General features: G+C 63.6%; 15 protein-coding genes. 9 read left to right on the top strand and 6 right to left on the bottom strand.

What is annotated here, in order from left to right:
• Window positions 1-69: 69 nt before the first annotated feature.
• From EDC31_RS11210 to EDC31_RS11190, 5 genes are all read left to right on the top strand, one after another.
• Window positions 70-1,635 (top strand): glycosyltransferase family 61 protein, encoded by a 1,566-nt coding sequence (locus tag EDC31_RS11210; protein WP_042055601.1) that lies wholly within the window; start codon window positions 70-72, stop codon window positions 1,633-1,635.
• A 276-nt stretch (window positions 1,636-1,911) separates the two neighbouring features.
• Window positions 1,912-2,529, top strand: a complete 618-nt coding sequence (rpsD, locus tag EDC31_RS11205; protein ID WP_042055600.1) for a 30S ribosomal protein S4 — start codon at window positions 1,912-1,914, stop codon at window positions 2,527-2,529.
• Window positions 2,530-2,679: 150 nt separating this feature from the next.
• Window positions 2,680-4,224, top strand: a complete 1,545-nt coding sequence (gene prfC, locus EDC31_RS11200; protein WP_042055597.1) for a peptide chain release factor 3 — start codon at window positions 2,680-2,682, stop codon at window positions 4,222-4,224.
• Between the two features lie 114 nt (window positions 4,225-4,338).
• A complete protein-coding gene (locus EDC31_RS11195) occupies window positions 4,339-5,517 on the top strand; it encodes a glycosyltransferase (RefSeq protein ID WP_158310289.1) in 1,179 nt (392 codons plus the stop codon).
• A gap of 5 nt (window positions 5,518-5,522) precedes the next feature.
• Window positions 5,523-6,461, top strand: coding sequence for an SPFH domain-containing protein (locus EDC31_RS11190; protein WP_239641519.1), 939 nt, complete (start codon window positions 5,523-5,525; stop codon window positions 6,459-6,461).
• 173 nt (window positions 6,462-6,634) lie between these two features.
• Here the strand turns inward: EDC31_RS11190 and rpsI are convergent, their stop codons facing one another.
• Entirely contained in the window at window positions 6,635-7,120 is a 486-nt protein-coding gene (gene rpsI, locus EDC31_RS11185; RefSeq protein WP_042055593.1) for a 30S ribosomal protein S9, read from the bottom strand.
• Between the two features lie 5 nt (window positions 7,121-7,125).
• A complete protein-coding gene (gene rplM, locus EDC31_RS11180; protein ID WP_042055591.1) occupies window positions 7,126-7,602 on the bottom strand; it encodes a 50S ribosomal protein L13 in 477 nt (158 codons plus the stop codon).
• A 335-nt stretch (window positions 7,603-7,937) separates the two neighbouring features.
• On the opposite strand from rplM, the gene EDC31_RS11175 reads away from it, so the two are divergent.
• Window positions 7,938-8,813: an SDR family oxidoreductase gene (locus EDC31_RS11175; protein ID WP_132127054.1), complete on the top strand. Its 876-nt coding sequence runs from the start codon at window positions 7,938-7,940 to the stop codon at window positions 8,811-8,813.
• A 126-nt stretch (window positions 8,814-8,939) separates the two neighbouring features.
• Window positions 8,940-10,322 (top strand): NAD-dependent succinate-semialdehyde dehydrogenase, encoded by a 1,383-nt coding sequence (locus EDC31_RS11170; RefSeq protein ID WP_081797447.1) that lies wholly within the window; start codon window positions 8,940-8,942, stop codon window positions 10,320-10,322.
• Between the two features lie 121 nt (window positions 10,323-10,443).
• Here the strand turns inward: EDC31_RS11170 and EDC31_RS11165 are convergent, their stop codons facing one another.
• The 3 genes from EDC31_RS11165 to EDC31_RS11155 are packed head-to-tail and all read right to left on the bottom strand — an operon-like array spanning window position 10,444 to window position 14,842.
• Window positions 10,444-11,625, bottom strand: a complete 1,182-nt coding sequence (locus tag EDC31_RS11165; RefSeq protein WP_042056789.1) for a pyridoxal-phosphate-dependent aminotransferase family protein — start codon at window positions 11,623-11,625, stop codon at window positions 10,444-10,446.
• Window positions 11,622-12,866 carry an allantoate amidohydrolase gene (locus EDC31_RS11160; protein WP_042056797.1) on the bottom strand — a complete coding sequence of 415 codons (1,245 nt, stop codon included), beginning with the start codon at window positions 12,864-12,866 and terminating at the stop codon, window positions 11,622-11,624. The genes EDC31_RS11165 and EDC31_RS11160 overlap by 4 nt, the downstream gene beginning before the upstream one ends.
• Window positions 12,867-12,886: 20 nt before the next feature.
• Window positions 12,887-14,842, bottom strand: a complete 1,956-nt coding sequence (locus tag EDC31_RS11155) for a M61 family metallopeptidase (protein ID WP_042056791.1) — start codon at window positions 14,840-14,842, stop codon at window positions 12,887-12,889.
• 782 nt (window positions 14,843-15,624) lie between these two features.
• Between EDC31_RS11155 and EDC31_RS11150 the strand changes: the two genes are divergently transcribed.
• Window positions 15,625-16,581 carry an alpha/beta hydrolase family protein gene (locus tag EDC31_RS11150; protein ID WP_132127053.1) on the top strand — a complete coding sequence of 319 codons (957 nt, stop codon included), beginning with the start codon at window positions 15,625-15,627 and terminating at the stop codon, window positions 16,579-16,581.
• A 167-nt stretch (window positions 16,582-16,748) separates the two neighbouring features.
• Here the strand turns inward: EDC31_RS11150 and EDC31_RS11145 are convergent, their stop codons facing one another.
• Window positions 16,749-17,318: a hydrolase gene (locus tag EDC31_RS11145; RefSeq protein WP_042056792.1), complete on the bottom strand. Its 570-nt coding sequence runs from the start codon at window positions 17,316-17,318 to the stop codon at window positions 16,749-16,751.
• Between the two features lie 123 nt (window positions 17,319-17,441).
• On the opposite strand from EDC31_RS11145, the gene EDC31_RS11140 reads away from it, so the two are divergent.
• Window positions 17,442-18,056 carry a TetR/AcrR family transcriptional regulator gene (locus EDC31_RS11140; RefSeq protein WP_042056793.1) on the top strand — a complete coding sequence of 205 codons (615 nt, stop codon included), beginning with the start codon at window positions 17,442-17,444 and terminating at the stop codon, window positions 18,054-18,056.
• The last annotated feature ends 219 nt before the right edge of the window (window positions 18,057-18,275 follow it).

The following is an 18,275-nucleotide window of genomic DNA, read 5'->3' as shown; positions in this document are numbered from 1 at the left end:
CCCCCGCGTGCAGAGTCGGCGGCGATACGGTGCATGTGACAGCCGAATGCCGAAGGAAATGGCGGGGAAATGATGGAAGAGTTCGCGCCCTGCGGAAATCAGGATCTCACGGGCGACGTGCATCAGGGCGCGCCGGACGTCCATCTCCATCGTGACGTCCTTTATATCCCCAAGGGATTCTGGCCCAATCGGAAAGACTCCGCGCTCTATGACCGGGCAGGGCGCCTCATTCTGGGAAGCGCCCAGTTCGCGGGCCATCCCGCGGCGCTGAAATTCGGCACGCCGCTGACGCGCCCGCTCAACCCGGTTTTCCTCCCTCGCAGTGGGCGCGCGGTCTTCGGCGGCGTCATCGCCGATCACTTCGGGCATTTCATCACGGAATGTCTCAATGCGCTCTGGTATTACCGCAAGAGGGAGCGTCCTGACGATCCGGTCGTGTTTCTCACGAACAAATCCGTCGATGAAATCTTTTCCAATCCATGGATGAGCAGGCTTCTGAACCATGCCGGCATCGGGCGGGACCAGGTCGTCATCCCGGAATTCGAAACCGTGTTCGAGGAGCTTGTGATTCCCGGACAGGCGTTGAGTGAAGACGATTTCATTTTTTCCGAATTCGCCACCTTCTGTGCGGAAATGGGGGACGCCGCCCCGGAGTCCCTCTGGGACCGGGAGGTCTACTGGCTGTCCAAATCGGCCCTCACATCCGGAAATTACGCGTTTGAAGGCGAAAAGGAGATCGAATCCGTTCTGGAGCGTCATGGAGTCGGCATTCTGACGCCGGAGACCATGGATCTGGACAGTCAGCTCTCTCTCCACAGATCAGGCCGCCTCATCACCGGCATGGTCGGCTCCGCCTTCCACACGACGATCTTCAGCCGCTCGACCCATGGTCTCTGTTTTTCGCCGGACGTCCAGGTCCGCCGCACCTATCATCTGATGGATGCGGTTCATGACGCCCGGATCGACTATCTCTGGATGAAAAACGCGCGTCGCGGCGACGGGCGCGACCATTTCAACGCATCGTTTCATCTCGACGATCCCGTGCGGGTCGGGGAAGCGATCCTGCGGGAGATCGACCGCAAGATCGCCCGGAGCGCCGGGGCGGCGACCACGGCCTTCCCGCGTCCAGCGTCGCGCCCGAAGCCGTTCCGCGCCTATTCGCTCCGCAGCGCCTCGAACCAGGACATCCGCATCGACATGTTCGACGGACGTCTGCATGTCACGACCTGCGATTTCCGCTGGCATGCGCCCGTCTTGCTGCTGGTCAGCGGTTCGCGAGCGTTTCTGGCGACCGATCATCCTGACAGCCCGGCGATGTCCATACAGGGCGAACCCATTCCGTCTCCCGTCCTGTCTTTCGATCTGGTGCCAGTCGCACAGGGCATGGTCGCCTTGCGGCACCCGGTGAAAGGCACGTATCTCTGCCTGCCTCCCGCCGAGACAGGGGGCACCGCCCATGTCAACGCCGAGAGACTCGACGTGTGGGAAAGGATTCACCTCACCCCCGACGCGCCGTTGACGGCGCGGCACCAGAAGCTGATCGCCGATTTGTCCGCCGCTCTGGCCGGAGACAGCGTCGACGATGCGGCCGCGGCCAGCGCCGTGGCGCGGTTCGGCGCTCTTCAGGTCGATTGAACGACAGGGCGGAGCGCCGAAACTCGGCTCCGAACGTCCAGGCGGAACACGACCGGAGCGCGGTTTACATTGACATTCGCCGCACGTGGCGGTAGGAGGCGCGCCATTGCCGGGAACGTGGACGTACCGGCCGTGGCCGAAGGCGGGTTCTGCGCCCCGGGGCCGCGGTTTCGGGTGCGCGCCCGTCGCTCTCAATCCGGAGAGTGGCCTACCGGTGCCACAGACGCATCGCCATGCAGCATCGGGCGGAGCGGATTCGTAAGGTGTGTTCTTGCAATGAGCAAGCGCCAGGAAAGCAAGTACAAGATCAATCGCCGTCTGGGCGTGAATTTGTGGGGCCGTGCGAAGTCCCCGGTCAACCGCCGCGAATATGGCCCCGGCCAGCATGGCCAGCGCCGCAAGCAGAAGCCGTCCGACTTCTCGGTCCAGCTCATGGCCAAGCAGAAGCTGAAGGGCTATTACGGCAATATCAGCGAGAAGCAGTTCCGCAAATATTACGAGGAAGCCGTCCGCCGCAAGGGCGACACCTCGGAGAACCTGATCGACCTGCTGGAGCGCCGCCTCGACGCGGTGATCTACCGCATGAAGTTCGCGATCACGCCGTTCGCCGCCCGCCAGTTCGTCAGCCATGGCCATGTCACGGTCAATGGCCACAAGGTCAACATCCCGTCCTTCCTCGTGCGGGACGGCGACGTGATCGAGGTCCGCGAGAAGTCCAAGCAGCTCGCCGTCGTCCTCGACGCCGCGCAGAGCGGCGAGCGTGACGTTCCGGAATACATGGAAGTCGATCATCGGCACATGAAGGGCAAGTACCTGCGCACCGCGCGTCTGTCGGACGTGCCCTATCCGGTGCAGATGGAACCGAACCTCGTGGTCGAGTTCTACTCGCGCTGATATCGCCTCGGGGGGCTGCCGCCCCCCGACCCCTTCGCCAAAGGCCGGCGGTTTTCGGCGGCCGATGAGTATAGGGAGCAGGGAGCACGACTCCCTGACGGCCATGCGGGGCGGCGCCCCGCATTTTGTCTTTCCGGGAGATGATGACGAATGTCCGACACCGCACGGATCACGGGCGAGATCGCGCGGCGGCGGACATTCGCGATCATCTCCCATCCGGACGCCGGCAAGACCACGCTGACCGAGCGTATCCTGCGCGCGGGCGGCGCGATCCAGATGGCGGGCAACGTGCGCGCCAAGGGCGAGCGCCGGCGCACGCGCTCGGACTGGATGGGCATCGAGCGCGATCGCGGCATCTCGGTCGTCACCTCGGTCATGACGTTCGAATATGGCGGTTGCGTCTTCAACCTTCTCGACACGCCGGGCCATGAGGATTTCTCCGAGGACACGTATCGCACGCTGACGGCCGTCGATTGCGCCGTCATGGTGATCGACGCGGCGAAGGGCATCGAGGACCGCACGCGCAAGCTCTTCGAGATCTGCCGCCTGCGCGACATCCCGATCGTCACCTTCATCAACAAGATGGACCGCGAGGCGCAGGACTGCTTCGCCCTGCTCGACGAGATTTCCTCGACCCTGGCGCTCGACACCTCGCCCGCCACATGGCCGGTGGGGCGCGCGGCGCAGTTCGCGGGAACCTACGACCTGCGGACGAAGGCGCTGCATGGCGCGGCGGCGGAGTTGCCGCAATCGGATGCGCGGATGGTCCAGCTTTCCGAGGAGTTGGAACTCGTGCAGGCGGCACTGCCGGAATTCGAGCGCGAGTCCTTCGATGCCGGGCATCTGACACCCGTCTTCTTCGGCAGCGCGATGAAAGAGATCGGCGTGACCGATCTGCTGGACGCGCTGGTGGCCTATGGTCCGGCCCCGCGCGCGCAGCCCTCGGAGTCACGCGCCGTCAGGGCGGACGAGGATCAGGTGACGGCGCTGATCTTCAAGATCCAGGCGAATATGGACCCGAATCACCGCGACCGCATGGCTTTCGCGCGCGTCTGCTCCGGGCGGCTGACGCGCGGGATGCGGCTGAAACACGTGCGGACGGGCAAGCCGTTCGCGCTGCACACGCCGCAATTCTTCTTCGCGCGGGACCGCCAGCTGGCCGAGGAGGCGTTCGGCGGCGACGTGGTGGGCATTCCGAATCACGGCACGCTGCGCATCGGCGACACGCTGACGGAAAACGAGGATCTGCGCTTCACCGGCGTGCCGCATTTCGCGCCGGAAATCCTGCGCCGCGTGCGGCTGGACGACGCCATGAAGGCCAAGAAGTTGCGCCAGGCGTTGGTCGAACTGGCCGAGGAAGGCGTGGTGCAGCTGTTCCGCCCGCAGGACGGGCTGCCCCCCATCGTCGGCGTGGTCGGCACGCTCCAGCTCGACGTGCTGCAATCGCGGCTTCAGGGCGAATACGGCGTGGCGATCGGTTTCGAATCCACGCCCTTTTCGCTGGCGCGCTGGATCACGGGGGACAGGGCGAAGATCGAGGCGTTCTGCATGGCCAACCGCTCCGCCATGGCGGACGATCTGGACGGCGATCCGGTCTTTCTCGCAAGCTCCGCCTTCATGATGCGGCGGACGACGGAGATGACGCCCGATCTCGCGTTCCACGCCATCAAGCAGATCGGCGTCACGCAAGGCTGATCCCCTTCTGGCCGGTCGCGGGCGACGCCCCGCATGCCGCAACCCGGCCGAGGCTCATTTCCGTTGCCCGAATGTTTCAGCTAGACTTCCGTCCTCAACGGCAAGGGGCGCATCGTGACGGAAACAAGGGTCGGGATCGGCGTGACGACCTATAATCGCGCGGCGTTCCTTGAGACGCTGATCCCGGTGCTCCGGTCCTACACGGCACGGCCCGTCGAGTATTTCGTGGCGGATGACGGCTCGACGGACGATACGCCGGCCCTGCTGACCCGGCTCGACATTCCGCATGTCAGCGCGTCGAATCGCGGCATCGCCTGGAACAAGAACCGCGCGCTGTTCCAGTTGCGCTGCGTCCGGCAATGCGATGTGGTGATCCTGATCGAGGACGATACGATCCCGACGCAAGCGCGGTGGGAGGAACCCTGGATCGAAGCCGCATTGCGCTACGGGCACGTCAATGTCTGGCCGGATCACTGGGACGCCGCCGCTCATGACGGGACAGGCACGGTGGAAAATCCGTTCGTTTCCTCGCTGCTCACCGGGCAGTGCAGCGCGTTTTCCGGCGCGGCGCTGGATCTGGTGGGCTTCATGGACACGCGGTTCCGCAAATACGGGTTCGAGCATATCGAACACACGCGGCGGATGATCACGGCGGGCTTCGGCGGGGTGGTGGATGCGGCGCATCAGGAATTGCGCCCCTTCCTGATCCGCAGCCCGCTGACCATCCATGAGATCGAGAAACCCGTCGACGAGCAGGCGCTGCTCGAAAACAAGCAGATTTTCGATCGTGTGAAGCATGAGCCGCTCTTCCGCCCGGCCGCGCGCAATGATGAGGAACTGGCCCTTCTGCGTGCCGAGCTGGCGGCGCTGAGGCAGGATGAACGGCCGGGCCTGTCATGCGGCCCGGACTGGCAGTGCCGGGCGGCGCAGGCTTTCGCGCTCCGCTTCGACGCCGCGGCGGGGCACGTGCTCGGGCGCGCCGACGTGACGCATCTCCCGCGCATCGCGCTGCGTGTGCGCGGGACGGAGGTGCGCCTGCGCGCGACGGGCGAGGACGGCGCATGGCTGAGACTGGTCTCGGCGACGGGTTTCGCGCCCGTGGCCGCGTTCGACGACGCAACGGCCTTTACCCTGGTCAGCGCGCCGGGCGCAGGATTCGGGCTGTTTCGCGACGGCGCGTATCTGTGCTGTGATCGCAACGACTCCGGGCGCGTGACGCTGACCCGCCCGACATTGAACCTGTGGGAGACATTCTGCTTCGACGGGTATCGTCTGCCCTTCGGTCCGTCCTGAAAGTCATGCTTATGTGGAACGACAAGAAACTCCCCGATATCCACCGTCTGACGCCCCGCTTCATGATGCAGGCCGTCGCGCTGGGCGTGCTGGCTTTGCTGGTGCTCGGAGTCGTGTTCGGCTGCTACGTGCAGGTGGAACAGCAGGAAGTCGCGGTGATTTCGCGTTTCGGCGCGTTTTCCCGCATCGCCACGCCGGGGCTGAACTTCAAGCTGCCTTATATCGAGAGCGTGACGACCTTCCCCACGGCGACCCAGCAGCTCGAAATCCGCAAGTCGGAAGTCTTCACGGCCGATAATCAGGCCATCGGCGTCACGATGCTGGTGCAGTACGACGTGCCGCCCGAGGATGTGAAATTGCTCTATGAGCGTTTCCCGTCCTATCAGCAGCGGATTTACACCCTCGCCAATGACCGGATGAAGATCGCGTTCGGCACGCGGCTGGTGGCCGATGTGCCGAGCAACCGCTCGCAGATCGAGGCGGAGATTCTCCAGGCCGTCGCGGCGAACGCGCTGCACCTCTACGGCGTGCATGTGACCGAGATCCAGATCACCGATCTCGATTATTCCCGCGCCTTCCGTGAGGCGATCGACCAGATGACGCGCGCGAAGGCCGAGGTGACGAAGGCGGAGCAGTTGCGCCAGCAGGCCGTGAAGGATGCCGAACGGCAGCAGATCGCCGCCAAGGGCAATTCCGATGCCGCGATCGCCGAGGCGCGCGGCAAGGCCGAGGCGCTCCGCCTCCAGGCCGAGGCCGAGGCCGCCGCCACCCGCGTCAAGGGCGAGGCCGAGGCGGATGCGATCCGCGCCCAGGCATCGTCACTGGGCGCGTCGCCGAACTACGTGCAGTACGAGCAGGCCCGCCGCTGGAACGGCCAATTGCCCGCGACGATTCTCGGGAGCCAGACGCTCCCGGTGCTGGGGCTGGGAAAGCAGGGGGGTTGAGGGCATCAGTCATGGTGGCTCGGTGAGCGTGCCGCTCTTCTTTTTTTCAAAAAAGAACCGACCAACTGCTCCCCCAAAAGTCAAAACATAGCGCAAACACAAAAAACCCCGGCCGCTGAGAGCGGACCGGGGTTTGTCTTGCCGATGTGACGCGGCCGGAGCCGCGTACGGGATCAGCGCTTGGAGAACTGGAAGGAGCGACGGGCCTTGGCGCGACCGTATTTCTTGCGCTCGACCACGCGGCTGTCGCGGGTGAGGAAGCCGGCCACCTTGAGGATGCCGCGCAGGGTGGGCTCGTAATGGGTCAGCGCACGCGAGATGCCGTGACGCACTGCGCCGGCCTGACCGGAGAGACCGCCGCCCTTCACCGTGCAGAACACGTCGAAGCTGTTGTAGCGGTCCGTGATCAGGAACGGCTGGGTGATCAGCATCCGCAGCACGGGGCGCGCGAAATACTGGCCGACCGGACGGCCGTTCACGACGATCTCACCCTTGCCGGGCTTAATCCAGACGCGGGCCACGGCATCCTTGCGGCGGCCGGTCGCGTAGGAACGGCCCTGCGCGTCGCGCTTGACCTCATGGACGGGGGCGTCCTGCGTGACGGGGGCGAGTGCCGCCAAATCCTGCAACGAGCCCGTGCGCTCTTGGGTTTCAGACATGGATCTCAGGCCCCGATCGAAGTGGTGGCGTTCTTGCGGTTCATGGCGGCGATGTCGAGCTTGACCGGCTGCTGCCCCTCATGCGGATGCTTGTCGCCCGCGTAGACGTACAGATGCTTCATCTGCCGGCGCTGCAACGGACCGCGCGTGATCATGCGCTCGACCGCCTTCTCGACCACGCTGCCCGGGTTCTTGCCCTCCAGGCGCTGCGTGATGGTGCGCTCCTTGATCCCGCCGGGATGACCGGTGTGGTAATGGAAGAGCTTCTGGCCGACCTTGTTGCCGGTCAGGGCGATCTTCTCCGCATTGATGACAACGACATTGTCACCGCAATCGACATGCGGGGTGAACTGAGGCTTGTGCTTGCCGCGCAGACGATTGGCGATGATGACGGCGAGGCGGCCGAGAACGAGCCCTTCGGCGTCGATCAGCACCCAGCCTTTCGTCACCTCGGCGGGCTTCAACGAAACTGTGGTCTTCATGGTGGACAATTTCCAGCAACGAGTGTTGGCGTGTGGGGGCGCCTTATGAGGGGTGCGCGCGGGCGCGTCAAGCGGTTTCTGCGTGCGTTGACCTTGCATCCGGCCCGGAAATCCGCCGCTTTCCGGATGTCGGTATTATAATACCACATTGTGACCGTGACGCGGGGGCCGCGTGTCCGGCTCGCGTTTCGACGCAGCCATGCAGGGCTCCGCCTCGCACCCGCCAAAGGACGGTCGCCCTTTGGAAACCCTTTGCTTTAATAGAGACTGCGGCTCATGACGCGCGCGCCTGCCTCGCGTATCTATTTCTTCCCGCAATCAGAGGGAGGACACAGATGAACCTCGGCCCAGCCGTTCATGTCATCGGCGCGAGCGGACGTTCCGGCGCGGCATTGTGCCGCGCCCTGCTCGCGCGCGGCATCCCCGTCGTGCCCGTTTTGCGCGATCCGTCGCGCCTCGCCGCCGATATCGCCGCGGCGGCCAGACCCGCCCGACTCGCCGATCTGACGGGGCCGGAATCGGCGCTGGCCGGGGCGCTCGCGGATGCGCGTCACATCGTCACCACCGCTCATGCGCGTCATCTTCCCGCGATTCTCTCTGCGGCCGACCCCGCCGCCACGCTGATCGGACTGGGCTCGACGCGGAAATTCACCCGCTGGCCGGACGATCACGGCAACGGCGTACTGGCGGGAGAACGCGCCCTGCTGGAGTCCGGACGCGCCGGGATGATCCTGCACCCGACGATGATCTACGGCGCACAGGGCGAGGACAACGTGCAGCGTCTCGCCGCCCTGCTGAAGCGCCTGCCCGTCATTCCCCTGCCCGGCGGCGGACGGACGCTGGTGCAGCCGATCCATCAGGCGGATGTGACGGACGCCCTGCTCGCGGCGCTCGATCTGGCCCGCGGCGGCGCGCTCGCCACGCCGCGCGCGCTGGTCGTCGCCGGGCCCGAGGCGATCCGCTACCGCGATTTCGCGGCCGCCGTCGCCCGCGCGGCGCGACTGCGTCCGCGCCCGGTCCTGCCCCTGCCCGCCGCGCTGCTGATGGCGGTCGCCCCGCTCGCCGCGCGCCTGCCCGGCCTGCCACGCATCGGACGGGAGGAAATCCGCCGCCTGATGGAGGACAAGGCGTTCGACATCACCCCCATGCGGACAGTGCTCGGCGTCACGCCGCGTTCGTTGGAGGATGGTCTGGCGACGTTATTCGCGTGACAAACAGCCCATGAAGCGGAAAAAACCGAAACTCTTCCCGGCTTCTTCCCTTTTTTCTCCCGAATACCGACCGCTGCCGCTTCCATTGCGGCGGGTGCGTCACATTCGAACAGGGAGATCGCGCCAATGAGCGGTTTGAGCAGCTATCGCACCGTCAATCCCAGCACCGGGAAAACGGAGAAGGTCTTCGACCTTGAAACCGAGCCCCAGATGCTGGCCAAGCTGGCGACCGCGCACCGGCTCTATCAGGACGACTGGCGGCATCGCAGCTTCGCCCAACGCCGCGCCGTCATCGGCAAGGCGGCGCAGATCCTGCGCGACAACAAGGAGAAATATGCCCGCCTGATCTCGATCGAGATGGGCAAGATTCTCCCCGAGGCCATCGGGGAGACGGCGCTGGCCGCTGATATCCTCGCCTATTACGCCGATCATGCCGAGACGTTCCTCGCCCCGCGGGAACTGAAGATCGCGTCGGGCCGCGCCACCGTGCTCAGCCAGCCTCTGGGCGTGATCTATTGCATTGAGCCCTGGAATTTCCCCTATTATCAGCTCGCCCGCGTGGCCGGTCCGAATCTCATGGCGGGCAATGTCGTGCTGGCCAAGCATGCGCCGGGCGTGCCGCAATGCGCGCTGGCCTTCGAGGCGCTGTTTCGCGAGGCCGGCGCGCCGGAAGGCGCTTACACCAATCTCTTCATCGACAACGACGTTTCGGAAAAACTGATCGCCCGCTCCGAAGTGCGCGGCGTGGCGCTGACGGGCAGCGAGCGCGCGGGGTCCATCGTGGCGGCGCAGGCGGGCAAGGCGCTCAAGAAGAGCACGCTGGAACTCGGCGGCTCCGACGCGTTCATCGTGCTGGACGACGCCGATCTCGACGAGGTCATTCCCCGCGCGGTCGCCGGGCGCATGTCCAATAACGGGCAGGTCTGCACGGCGGCGAAGCGCATGATCGTGCATGACTCCCTGGCCGCCGACTTCACCGCCCGTCTCAAGGAGGCGATCGGGGCGTTCCGTTATGGCGACCCGCTGGAGCAGGGCGTTACGCACGGCCCGATGAGCAGCGAGGATGCGATGACGCGCGCGCTGGGGCAGATTCGCAAAGCCGTCGATCACGGGGCCACGCTCGTCACGGGCGGGCAGCGCCTCGCGCGTGACGGCTTCTTCATGGAAGCCGCGATCCTGACCGACGTGACCAAGACCAACCCTATCTTCTATGAAGAAATATTCGGCCCCGCCGCCATCATCTATCCGGTGAAGGATGAGGATTCGGCGGTCGCTCTGGCCAACGATTCCCCCTTCGGCCTCGGCGGTTCGGTGCATACGAGCGACGTTGCGCGCGGACGCAGGCTGGCGGAACGCATCGAGACGGGCATGGTCTACATCAACGACGTGACCGGCACAGCCCCGGACCTGCCCTTCGGCGGCGTCAAGAATTCGGGCTATGGCCGCGAACTCTCGACCTACGGCATCGAGGAATTCATCAACCACAAATTGATTCACGCGCCGGAATAAACAGGCACGGCCGTTTCACCTCGCCAGAGCCGCGGAGTCTTATCGGGAAACTCCGCGGCCCAGCGATCAAAAGTCTTTTTGCTTCTTTTTCTTCAGAAGAAGACCCCCAATCAACCCCGCATTACGCCCCGTCCAGCACATCGCGCAGCGCGGCGAGCGTGCGGCGCACCTTGTCGGGCTCCGCATTGTAGCCCATCGCGCCGATGCGCCAGATCTTCCCGGCGAGCGGGCCAAAGGCGGAGCCGATCTCGATCTGATGCTCCTCGCGCATCCGCCGCCGCACGCGCTCGCCATCCACCCCGTCCGGAATATGGACGCCGGTGACGTTGGTCATGCGATAAGCGTCCTGCCCATAGACGGTCAGCCCCATCGCCCGCAGCCCCTCGACCATCGCGCGCCCGGCGGCCTCATGGCGAGCGAAGCGGGCGTCGAGCCCTTCCTGCAACATCACGCGCGCGCATTCCCGCGCGGCGTAGAGCATCGACGTCGCCTCGGTATGATGGTTGAGGCGCTTCTCCGACCAGTATTCCATGATCATGGAGAGATCGAAATAATTCGAGCGGATCGCCGGACGCGCCCCATCGGCGAGGTCGTCGCGCCTGATGCCGGATTCGACCTTGCGCCGGGAGAAGATGAACGCGGCCGCGCGATCGGAAATCGTGATCGGCGCGCAGCCGGGCGGCCCGCCCATGCATTTCTGCAACCCGCCCGAGACGACGTCCACGCCCCATTCATCCGTCCTGACCGGCATGCCGCCGAGCGTCGCCGTCGCGTCGATATAGGAAAGCGCGCCATATCTGGCGCAGAGCGCGCCCACACCGTCCAGCGGCTGGGCGGTGGTGGTCGAGGTGTCGCCGTGAATGGCCGCGAAGACGGCAGGACGATGCGCCGCGAGCCCCGCCTCGATCTGTCCGAGCGTCGCGATCTGCCCCCATTCGACATCGATGACGCGGATATCGGCGTCCAGCCGCTCCGCGATTTCGGAGAGCAGCATGCCGAACCGCCCGGCGCGCAGGATCAGCACCCGCGCGCCGGGCTCGATCAGCGAGGCCAGCGCCGCCTCGATCCCCGCGCGCGCGGTGCCGTCGATCAGGAAGGTCCAGCGGTTCTCCGTCATGAACACCCGGCGATAGAGCGCCATGGTCTGGTTCATGTATGCGGTCATTTCCGGATCGAACTGCCCAAGCACGTCGGCGCTCATCGCGCGCAGGACGCGGGGATGCACGTTGGCGGGGCCCGGCCCCATCAGCAGGCGCTGGGGCGGGTCGATCTCGCCGAAGAAATCCGCCGGAAGGGCGCTCATGCCGGAACTCCGAAACGCTCGATAAATCCGATCAACGTGTCGCGGGCGGCGTCCACATCCTCCGGCGCGACCGATTCCGCCGGATTGTGGCTGATGCCGCCCGCACAGCGGATGAAGAGCATGACCATGGGCGCGGCATGGGCCATGACCATGGCGTCATGCCCCGCCTGGCTGACAAGGGACGGCGGGATCTGTCCCGTGACACGCTCCGCCGCCTCGGCGAGCGCCGCCGCGAGCGCCGCGTCGCAGCGCGCGCCGGACAGATCCTGCTCCCGCTCGAACGTCACCGTCACCCCGCGCCTGACCGCGACGCCGTCGAGCGCCTCGACGATCTCCCGCGCCGCGCCGTCCCGTATGGTGGGGTCGAGCGCGCGGATATCGAGGCTGAACACGGCGTCTCCCGCCACGACGTTCGGCGCGCCGCCGGCCACGGTCAGCACGCCGACCGTGGTGACGAGATCGGGCGGCCCGGACGCGCCGATGCGCTCGATCGCCAGAATCCCCTCCGCCGACGCCGCGAGCGCATCCTGCCGCTCCCCCATCGCGGTGCCCGCATGAGCGGCCTGCCCTGTGACGCGCACGCGGTACCGCAATTGCGAGGCGATGCCGCGCACGACGCCGAGGGCCTGCCCCGCGCGTTCGAGATGCGGCGCCTGCTCGATATGCGCCTCGACATAGGCGGCGATGCGCCCCCGCCGCGCGAGGGGCAGCGTCTCGATCGTCTGCCCCCATTCCGCCAGCGCCTCGGCGAGGGTGACGCCCGCCGCGTCCCGCAACGAGGGATCGACGGGCAGCAGGCATCCGGCCACGGCGCGCGAGCCGATCATATACGTCGGAAAGCGCGAGCCCTCCTCGTCGCCGAAGCCGATCACGTCGATGGCGAAGGGGAAGCGCCGGCCCGCCGCGTGGAAATGCGCCACCGCCTCGATCCCCAGCATGACGCCGAGTGCCCCGTCATAGCGCCCCGCATTCTCCACGCTGTCCAGATGCGAGCCGAGCAGCAGCACCGGCGCGTCCCGCGTCAGGCCGGGATAATGCCCGACGATGTTCGCGGCCTGATCGACGGCCACGGTCATCCCCGCCTCTCGCATCCAGACGGCCACCTGCTCCAGCGTCGCGCGATGGGCGGGACCGAGCCAGGGACGGAACAGGCTCCCGGCGCGATCGCTGAACGGGGCGACGCCGAGCGCGTCGCAGCGCGTTTTCGCGCGCGCCGGGGGCAAGGGAGGAGAAGCGCGCATGCCGGGACGGTTCTCGCGGATCAACGCGGCGCGTAGATGGCGCTCAGCCGGTCTGGCGTGCCGTCGACGCGCTCCAGATGAGGGAAGCGCATTCCGCCGCCATAGGGAACCGTCACGGTCCGCAGATGGCCGCCGCTCTTGACGATCAGGACGATCGGCTCGGCGCCGGGCATCGCCGCCGCCTTGATCGCCTCGGTCAGCCCCTCGATTGAGAAGGCGTCCCCGTTCACGGCCACGATCTCGTCATGAATCGCCAGTCCGGCGTTCCAGGCCGGGCCGCCCCAGTGAACCAGCTTGAGTTCACCCTTCTCCGAGATGTCGAACCCCAGCGAGAAGAGGAAATTCACGTAATGCCGGTGCTTGGCGCCCAGCACCATGAACTCGTTGGGCTTGTCGTTGAAGACGAGGCGATAGCCGCCGGTCGCCAGCCCGTCGAGCGGCGCCTGCGGACGCACCGTATAGATGCGGTCGCGCAGGAAGCGCGCCCAGTCATAGGGGACGACGCTGTTGAGCGTCTTGACGACGTCGTCGAACTCATAGGTGCTGGTGACGAAGCTGCCGTCATTGGTGCCGAAGAAGGCACGGGCGAAATCGTCGAGCGATTTCTTTTCTCCGGTCAGCTTGCGGATCAGCGTGTCGGCGTCGAGCCAGACGAGCTGACCCTCCACGTAATAGTCTTCCGAGCGCTGATAGTCGCGCCAGGATTTGGGGCGGCGCTGGGCGATGGTGGGATCGTTGGTGGTGTCCTCGACCGGACGCCAGACGCGCCCCGCCTGCTGCGCGTAGCTCGCGGCCTGAAGGGCGAGCGCCTCGAAGCCCTGCGCCTTGGTCACGAGCCCGGAGCGCGCAGCCAGTACATTGCCCCAGTACTGGGTCTGGCCCTCATAGACCCAGAGCAGGGAGCCGCGCTGGACGTCGTTGAAGGTGGGGCCGTAGAGGTCGGCGGGGCGGCGGTATTTGCCGTTCCAGGAATGGGTGTATTCATGCGCCAGCAGGTCGCGCTGCGGGTAGGAATGCGCCCAGTCGGTGAAATAATCCTGGCTGACGCCGTCCTCGCTGGAGCGGTGATGTTCGAGCCCGATGCCACCCAGTTCATCGCTCAGGGCCAGCAGGAAATCGTAATGATCGTAATGCTGCGAGCCGAAAGTCTTGATCGCCTGCGCCACCAGATTGCGATGCGCCTGCATCTCTTCATCCGTATAGACGAGATCGCTCGGCTTGTCGGCCACCATGTTCAGCGAGACGGGCGTCGCGCCGGGTTTGGAGAGAGTCACCCGCTTGAAATACGCGCCCGCGAAGAGCGGTGAATCCACCAGCGTGTTGTAGGTCACGAGGCCGAAACGGGTCGTCGTGCCGGTCGCCGAGTTTGAAGGCGGCCCAACGGGACGCAGTGCGGTGCCGATCTGCCAGCCCGTGGGCAAGGTGACGGATGCGTTCACTGCGATATCGTGCGAATAATATCCCGCCGGGTAGAGCGAGACGGCATTCCACTGCACATTGACGATATGAGGCGTCATCACCACGCGCCCCTCCGTATCCGTGACGGCGGAGAGGAACTGGAAGGTGAGATCGACGCTCTTGTCGTCCTTTCCGACGGGGATGTGGAACGCATAGACATCCACGGGATCGCGCAGCCAGTCCAACGTGCGGTCCCCCGATTTGATCATGATCCCAGCCAGTTGCGGAAGCGGGCCGCTGGGGGAATGGTTGCCGGGAAGCCATTTCGGGTAGAGCACCACGAAATCGCCCGCTTTTCGCGCCTCGGGCGGGATCGGGATGGTCTCATGCACCGTCATGACATGACGGTGCAGATCCGTGGCGTCCACATCCAGCCGCACCACGCCGGGAAACGGCTTGTCCAGCGGCTTCGGCAAGGGGACGGGGAGGGGCGACGCTTCGGGATGCGGCTGGGCCGCTAAGGCGGGCGCGCTCGCGAGGACGAACGCAAACAGGGCATGAAGGCGAAGGCTGGACACGGGGTACGATGCTCCGGACTCGGTGAGAGGGCACGCGATGATCGTGCCGATTGACGCCAGCAAATGCGAAAGCGCCCAGTCTGGCAAGGCTACGCGGGCCGCCGAACACCATTTTTGTAGCGAAACGCCTTTTTCCCGTCCGGTCCCGCCTGCTCACACCGATCGACGGGCCCCTTCGTCTTCCATTCCGGTCCGCGTTGCGCCACTGCCTGACGACCATTCAGGCCACGGCGGTTTTGCCTCCAGATCGTCCGGGCGATACCGCGCGCGAGTGATTTCAGTTACCTGGCGATCAGAATGAAGTCGATCCAGCGCCTGTGCGTATCTCAAAGCGGGTCAATCATAGCTAAATAAATTAAAACAATATTTAATATATTATCCTATTTAGGAATTATATCGTAATACCACGTTGTGGCGTTTCATAATATTTATGATTTGATCATCGTGATGTCGTCAATTTCCTATTCCGGTCAAAATCAATCAATTACATCAAATTCGGATGATATTTACTTCACAGGAATAGATGGAGGCAATACACAGCAGAAAGCCACATTGTTCGGAAATAACAATACCGTATATGAGTTTTCTTCCACTTCCAATCCCAATATAAAATATTGATATACATATCTATATAGATTTATTTATATTTTTTAGAAACATATCGATGCCTTGCGTATTGGCGCATACCTTTATGTTTATGTTGTGAGTTAATATCACTTAAACAGTCAAAGTCGTGCCCTATATAATTTAATATCATATATATATCTGTCGGATTTATGCTGATGGCATGCATTCAAAAAAATACAGAATTTCTGATTCTTCCGCCAGGAAAGCATATCATTAAATTTATATTGTTCATGTTTCTCTTTCTATCGGGATGTGCCGAGAGTGATCCTGTAAAAATATCCGAAGACTTTATACCGGCCATAGATCCGGCAGGAGATCACATCGAATTACATGCAAGGATGTGCCGCCCCGCAAATACGAGGGGTCCGCTGCCCTTGATGCTTTTCGTGCACGGATACACCACGTCCACATACGGGCGCTCCAGACAAAAATTGCAGCTATGCAACAGTTCCTGGATCCGTTGGTTCCTTGATCACGGCTATGAAGCAGTGTCGTTCCTCAAAAGCGGGTATGGAAATAGCGGCGGAGTGGCCGCCGATCCACATTTGACGGATTCTCATACCGGGTTAACCGATTTCTGGTCCATGACGTCCAATGCGGCCGCTCAGATCGCAGTCGTATTGGATTATTATACCAAACACTCAAACATTGATCGCTCACGCGTGCTTCTTATCGGACACTCAGGTGGAGGGCCTGAGGTATTGCGATTCAGAAATATTGAAAAGGATATGACTGTTCGTAAGGTGGTCCTTTCCCCTGGCATGGGATCAACAATTTCAACCTCATTCGATCAGACATATCACCTTATGGACAAAACGAGTCTATTATATGCGTTCTGCAGACTGGGGCGAATCAATGAATCCGAAGTACTTTGGCTTAACGTCGATGACGATGATCATTTTCTTGTAGAAGATGAGAATGACATGATCCACAGCTTTCGTTCTTGTGGAGGGAAAGCCCAGGTAAGGAGATTACCTTTTGTTACGGGTATGTGGGCACACTCAATGTATTTCCAGCCCCGCGCGATTAAGTATTGGGGACCTCCCGTGCTTTCCTTCGCCCTTGCTTCCCCCAAAGGCGAAGAGACAGTCCAGACTCCCACATCGCACTAAGCTGTTATCTGCGTAACGAAATTCGCTTTACGGCATCGGCAACGACCAGCAGAAAATGGGGTCGCTCGATCGGCAGGTGGAAGGCCAGCAGTAGAGTAGCGAAGACCAAAGAAAGCCGCACCACTACGCCCCAGCGGTCATGCGGATCGTTCGGCCCTCGACACGCCTCAGCAATCGAACGCAATGGCGTCCGAATCCAACACGCGGGCGATCCGCGGGAAGATGGAACGGATGGCGACGTCGTGAAGCTCTGCCGACAGGCTGGTGCAAAGATCCTCGGCGATGACGACGTTGTAGCCGAGTTCCCACGCATGTCGCGCCGTGGATTCCACCCCGAAATTGGTGGCGATGCCGCCAAGAACGATCGTCCGGATACCCCGCCTGTGAAGTTGCAGGTCCAGTTCGGTGCCGGTGAACGCGCCCCACTGACGCTTGGTGATGACGATATCGCCAGGCGCCTCCAGCCCCTCCGCGAGGCGCGCCCAATCCGCCGGAAGGCCGCCATTCGAGCCTCCGAGGGGCTGATCGACGGCACCCGGCGGGGCGTCGGCGTAATCGGGTGCGAACGCGACGCGAACCAGAACCACCGCCGCGCCCGCGGCGCGGAAGCGGCTGGCCAGGGATCTGCCGCCCTCCAGCACCTGGGAGGATGGTTTCGGGGCGGTCGGCAAGGCAAGAATACCACTTTGCAGGTCGATGAGGACGAGCGCGGTGGTGCGCGGATCGAATGCGGTCATGGAACGGAACCTCACTGGATAGAGGGAACAATGGCACGGCCAGATCGAACATCGACCGGCCGCGCAAAATCGGTTATACGAGGATGGTCTCGCATAACTACAAGTTGAGGATATCCTCGCATTATGTCAAGCCCTCCCCGTTCCTCGCCGCTCACCCCCAAACGGCAGCGCGGACGAGATCGCGTCACGGCGATCTTCGAGGCGGCGACGGCGCTTTTCGCCGAGAAGTCTTACGAGGCGGCGACGATGACCGAGATCGCCGCCCGCTCCAACACCGCGATCGGTTCGCTCTACCGCTTCTTCCCGACCAAGGAGGTCCTGGCCGCCGCGTTGCTCGAACGCTACGGGGAACGGTTGCTGGCCGCTCTGGACGCGTTGATCGACCGTGATCCGCCGCTGTCGCCGGCAGACGCGGCAAACGGGTTGCTGGGCATCATTCAGCGTCTGCGGACGGAACGGTCGGTCGTCCTCTCTCTTATCGACAGAGGAATCGTATGGCAGAGCGGGGTGGAACCACTCCGCGCGGCGCTGATCGCGCGCATGAGCCGGCTACTGTCACGGCTCGGCGGCATGCCGGGGCCGCATGACGAACGGGCGGTGATGCTGCTGCATCTGGTCAAGGCGATCTTCGCCCTGCCGCAGGACGGATCGTCCCCTCAATCCGCCCAGGACGGAGAAGCGGGTACAGTGCTGAGGCTTTATCTGGAAAGCGCCGTCGGCACTGAGCCCCATCGCTGATGCCGGGGCGACGAGGTCGCCTTTGATCTCCGACCGATTGATGTTTAGTCCCATGATTTGATGGTGCGGATTATGTATGAACCGTGATGGTTCTTTTTCCCACTGCTGGCAAATGAATTCATATTGAAGCGTCCCGGGTTTCCCGGAGGCTAATTGGTTTGAGTCACGCAGCCATATTGATGATCTGAAGGGCTGCATAGTAGTTGGCCTCGGCCTCGG

The organism is Acidomonas methanolica, from assembly GCF_004346035.1.
GTDB lineage: Bacteria > Pseudomonadota > Alphaproteobacteria > Acetobacterales > Acetobacteraceae > Acidomonas > Acidomonas methanolica.
This window is presented reverse-complemented; position numbering and strand designations above follow the sequence as displayed.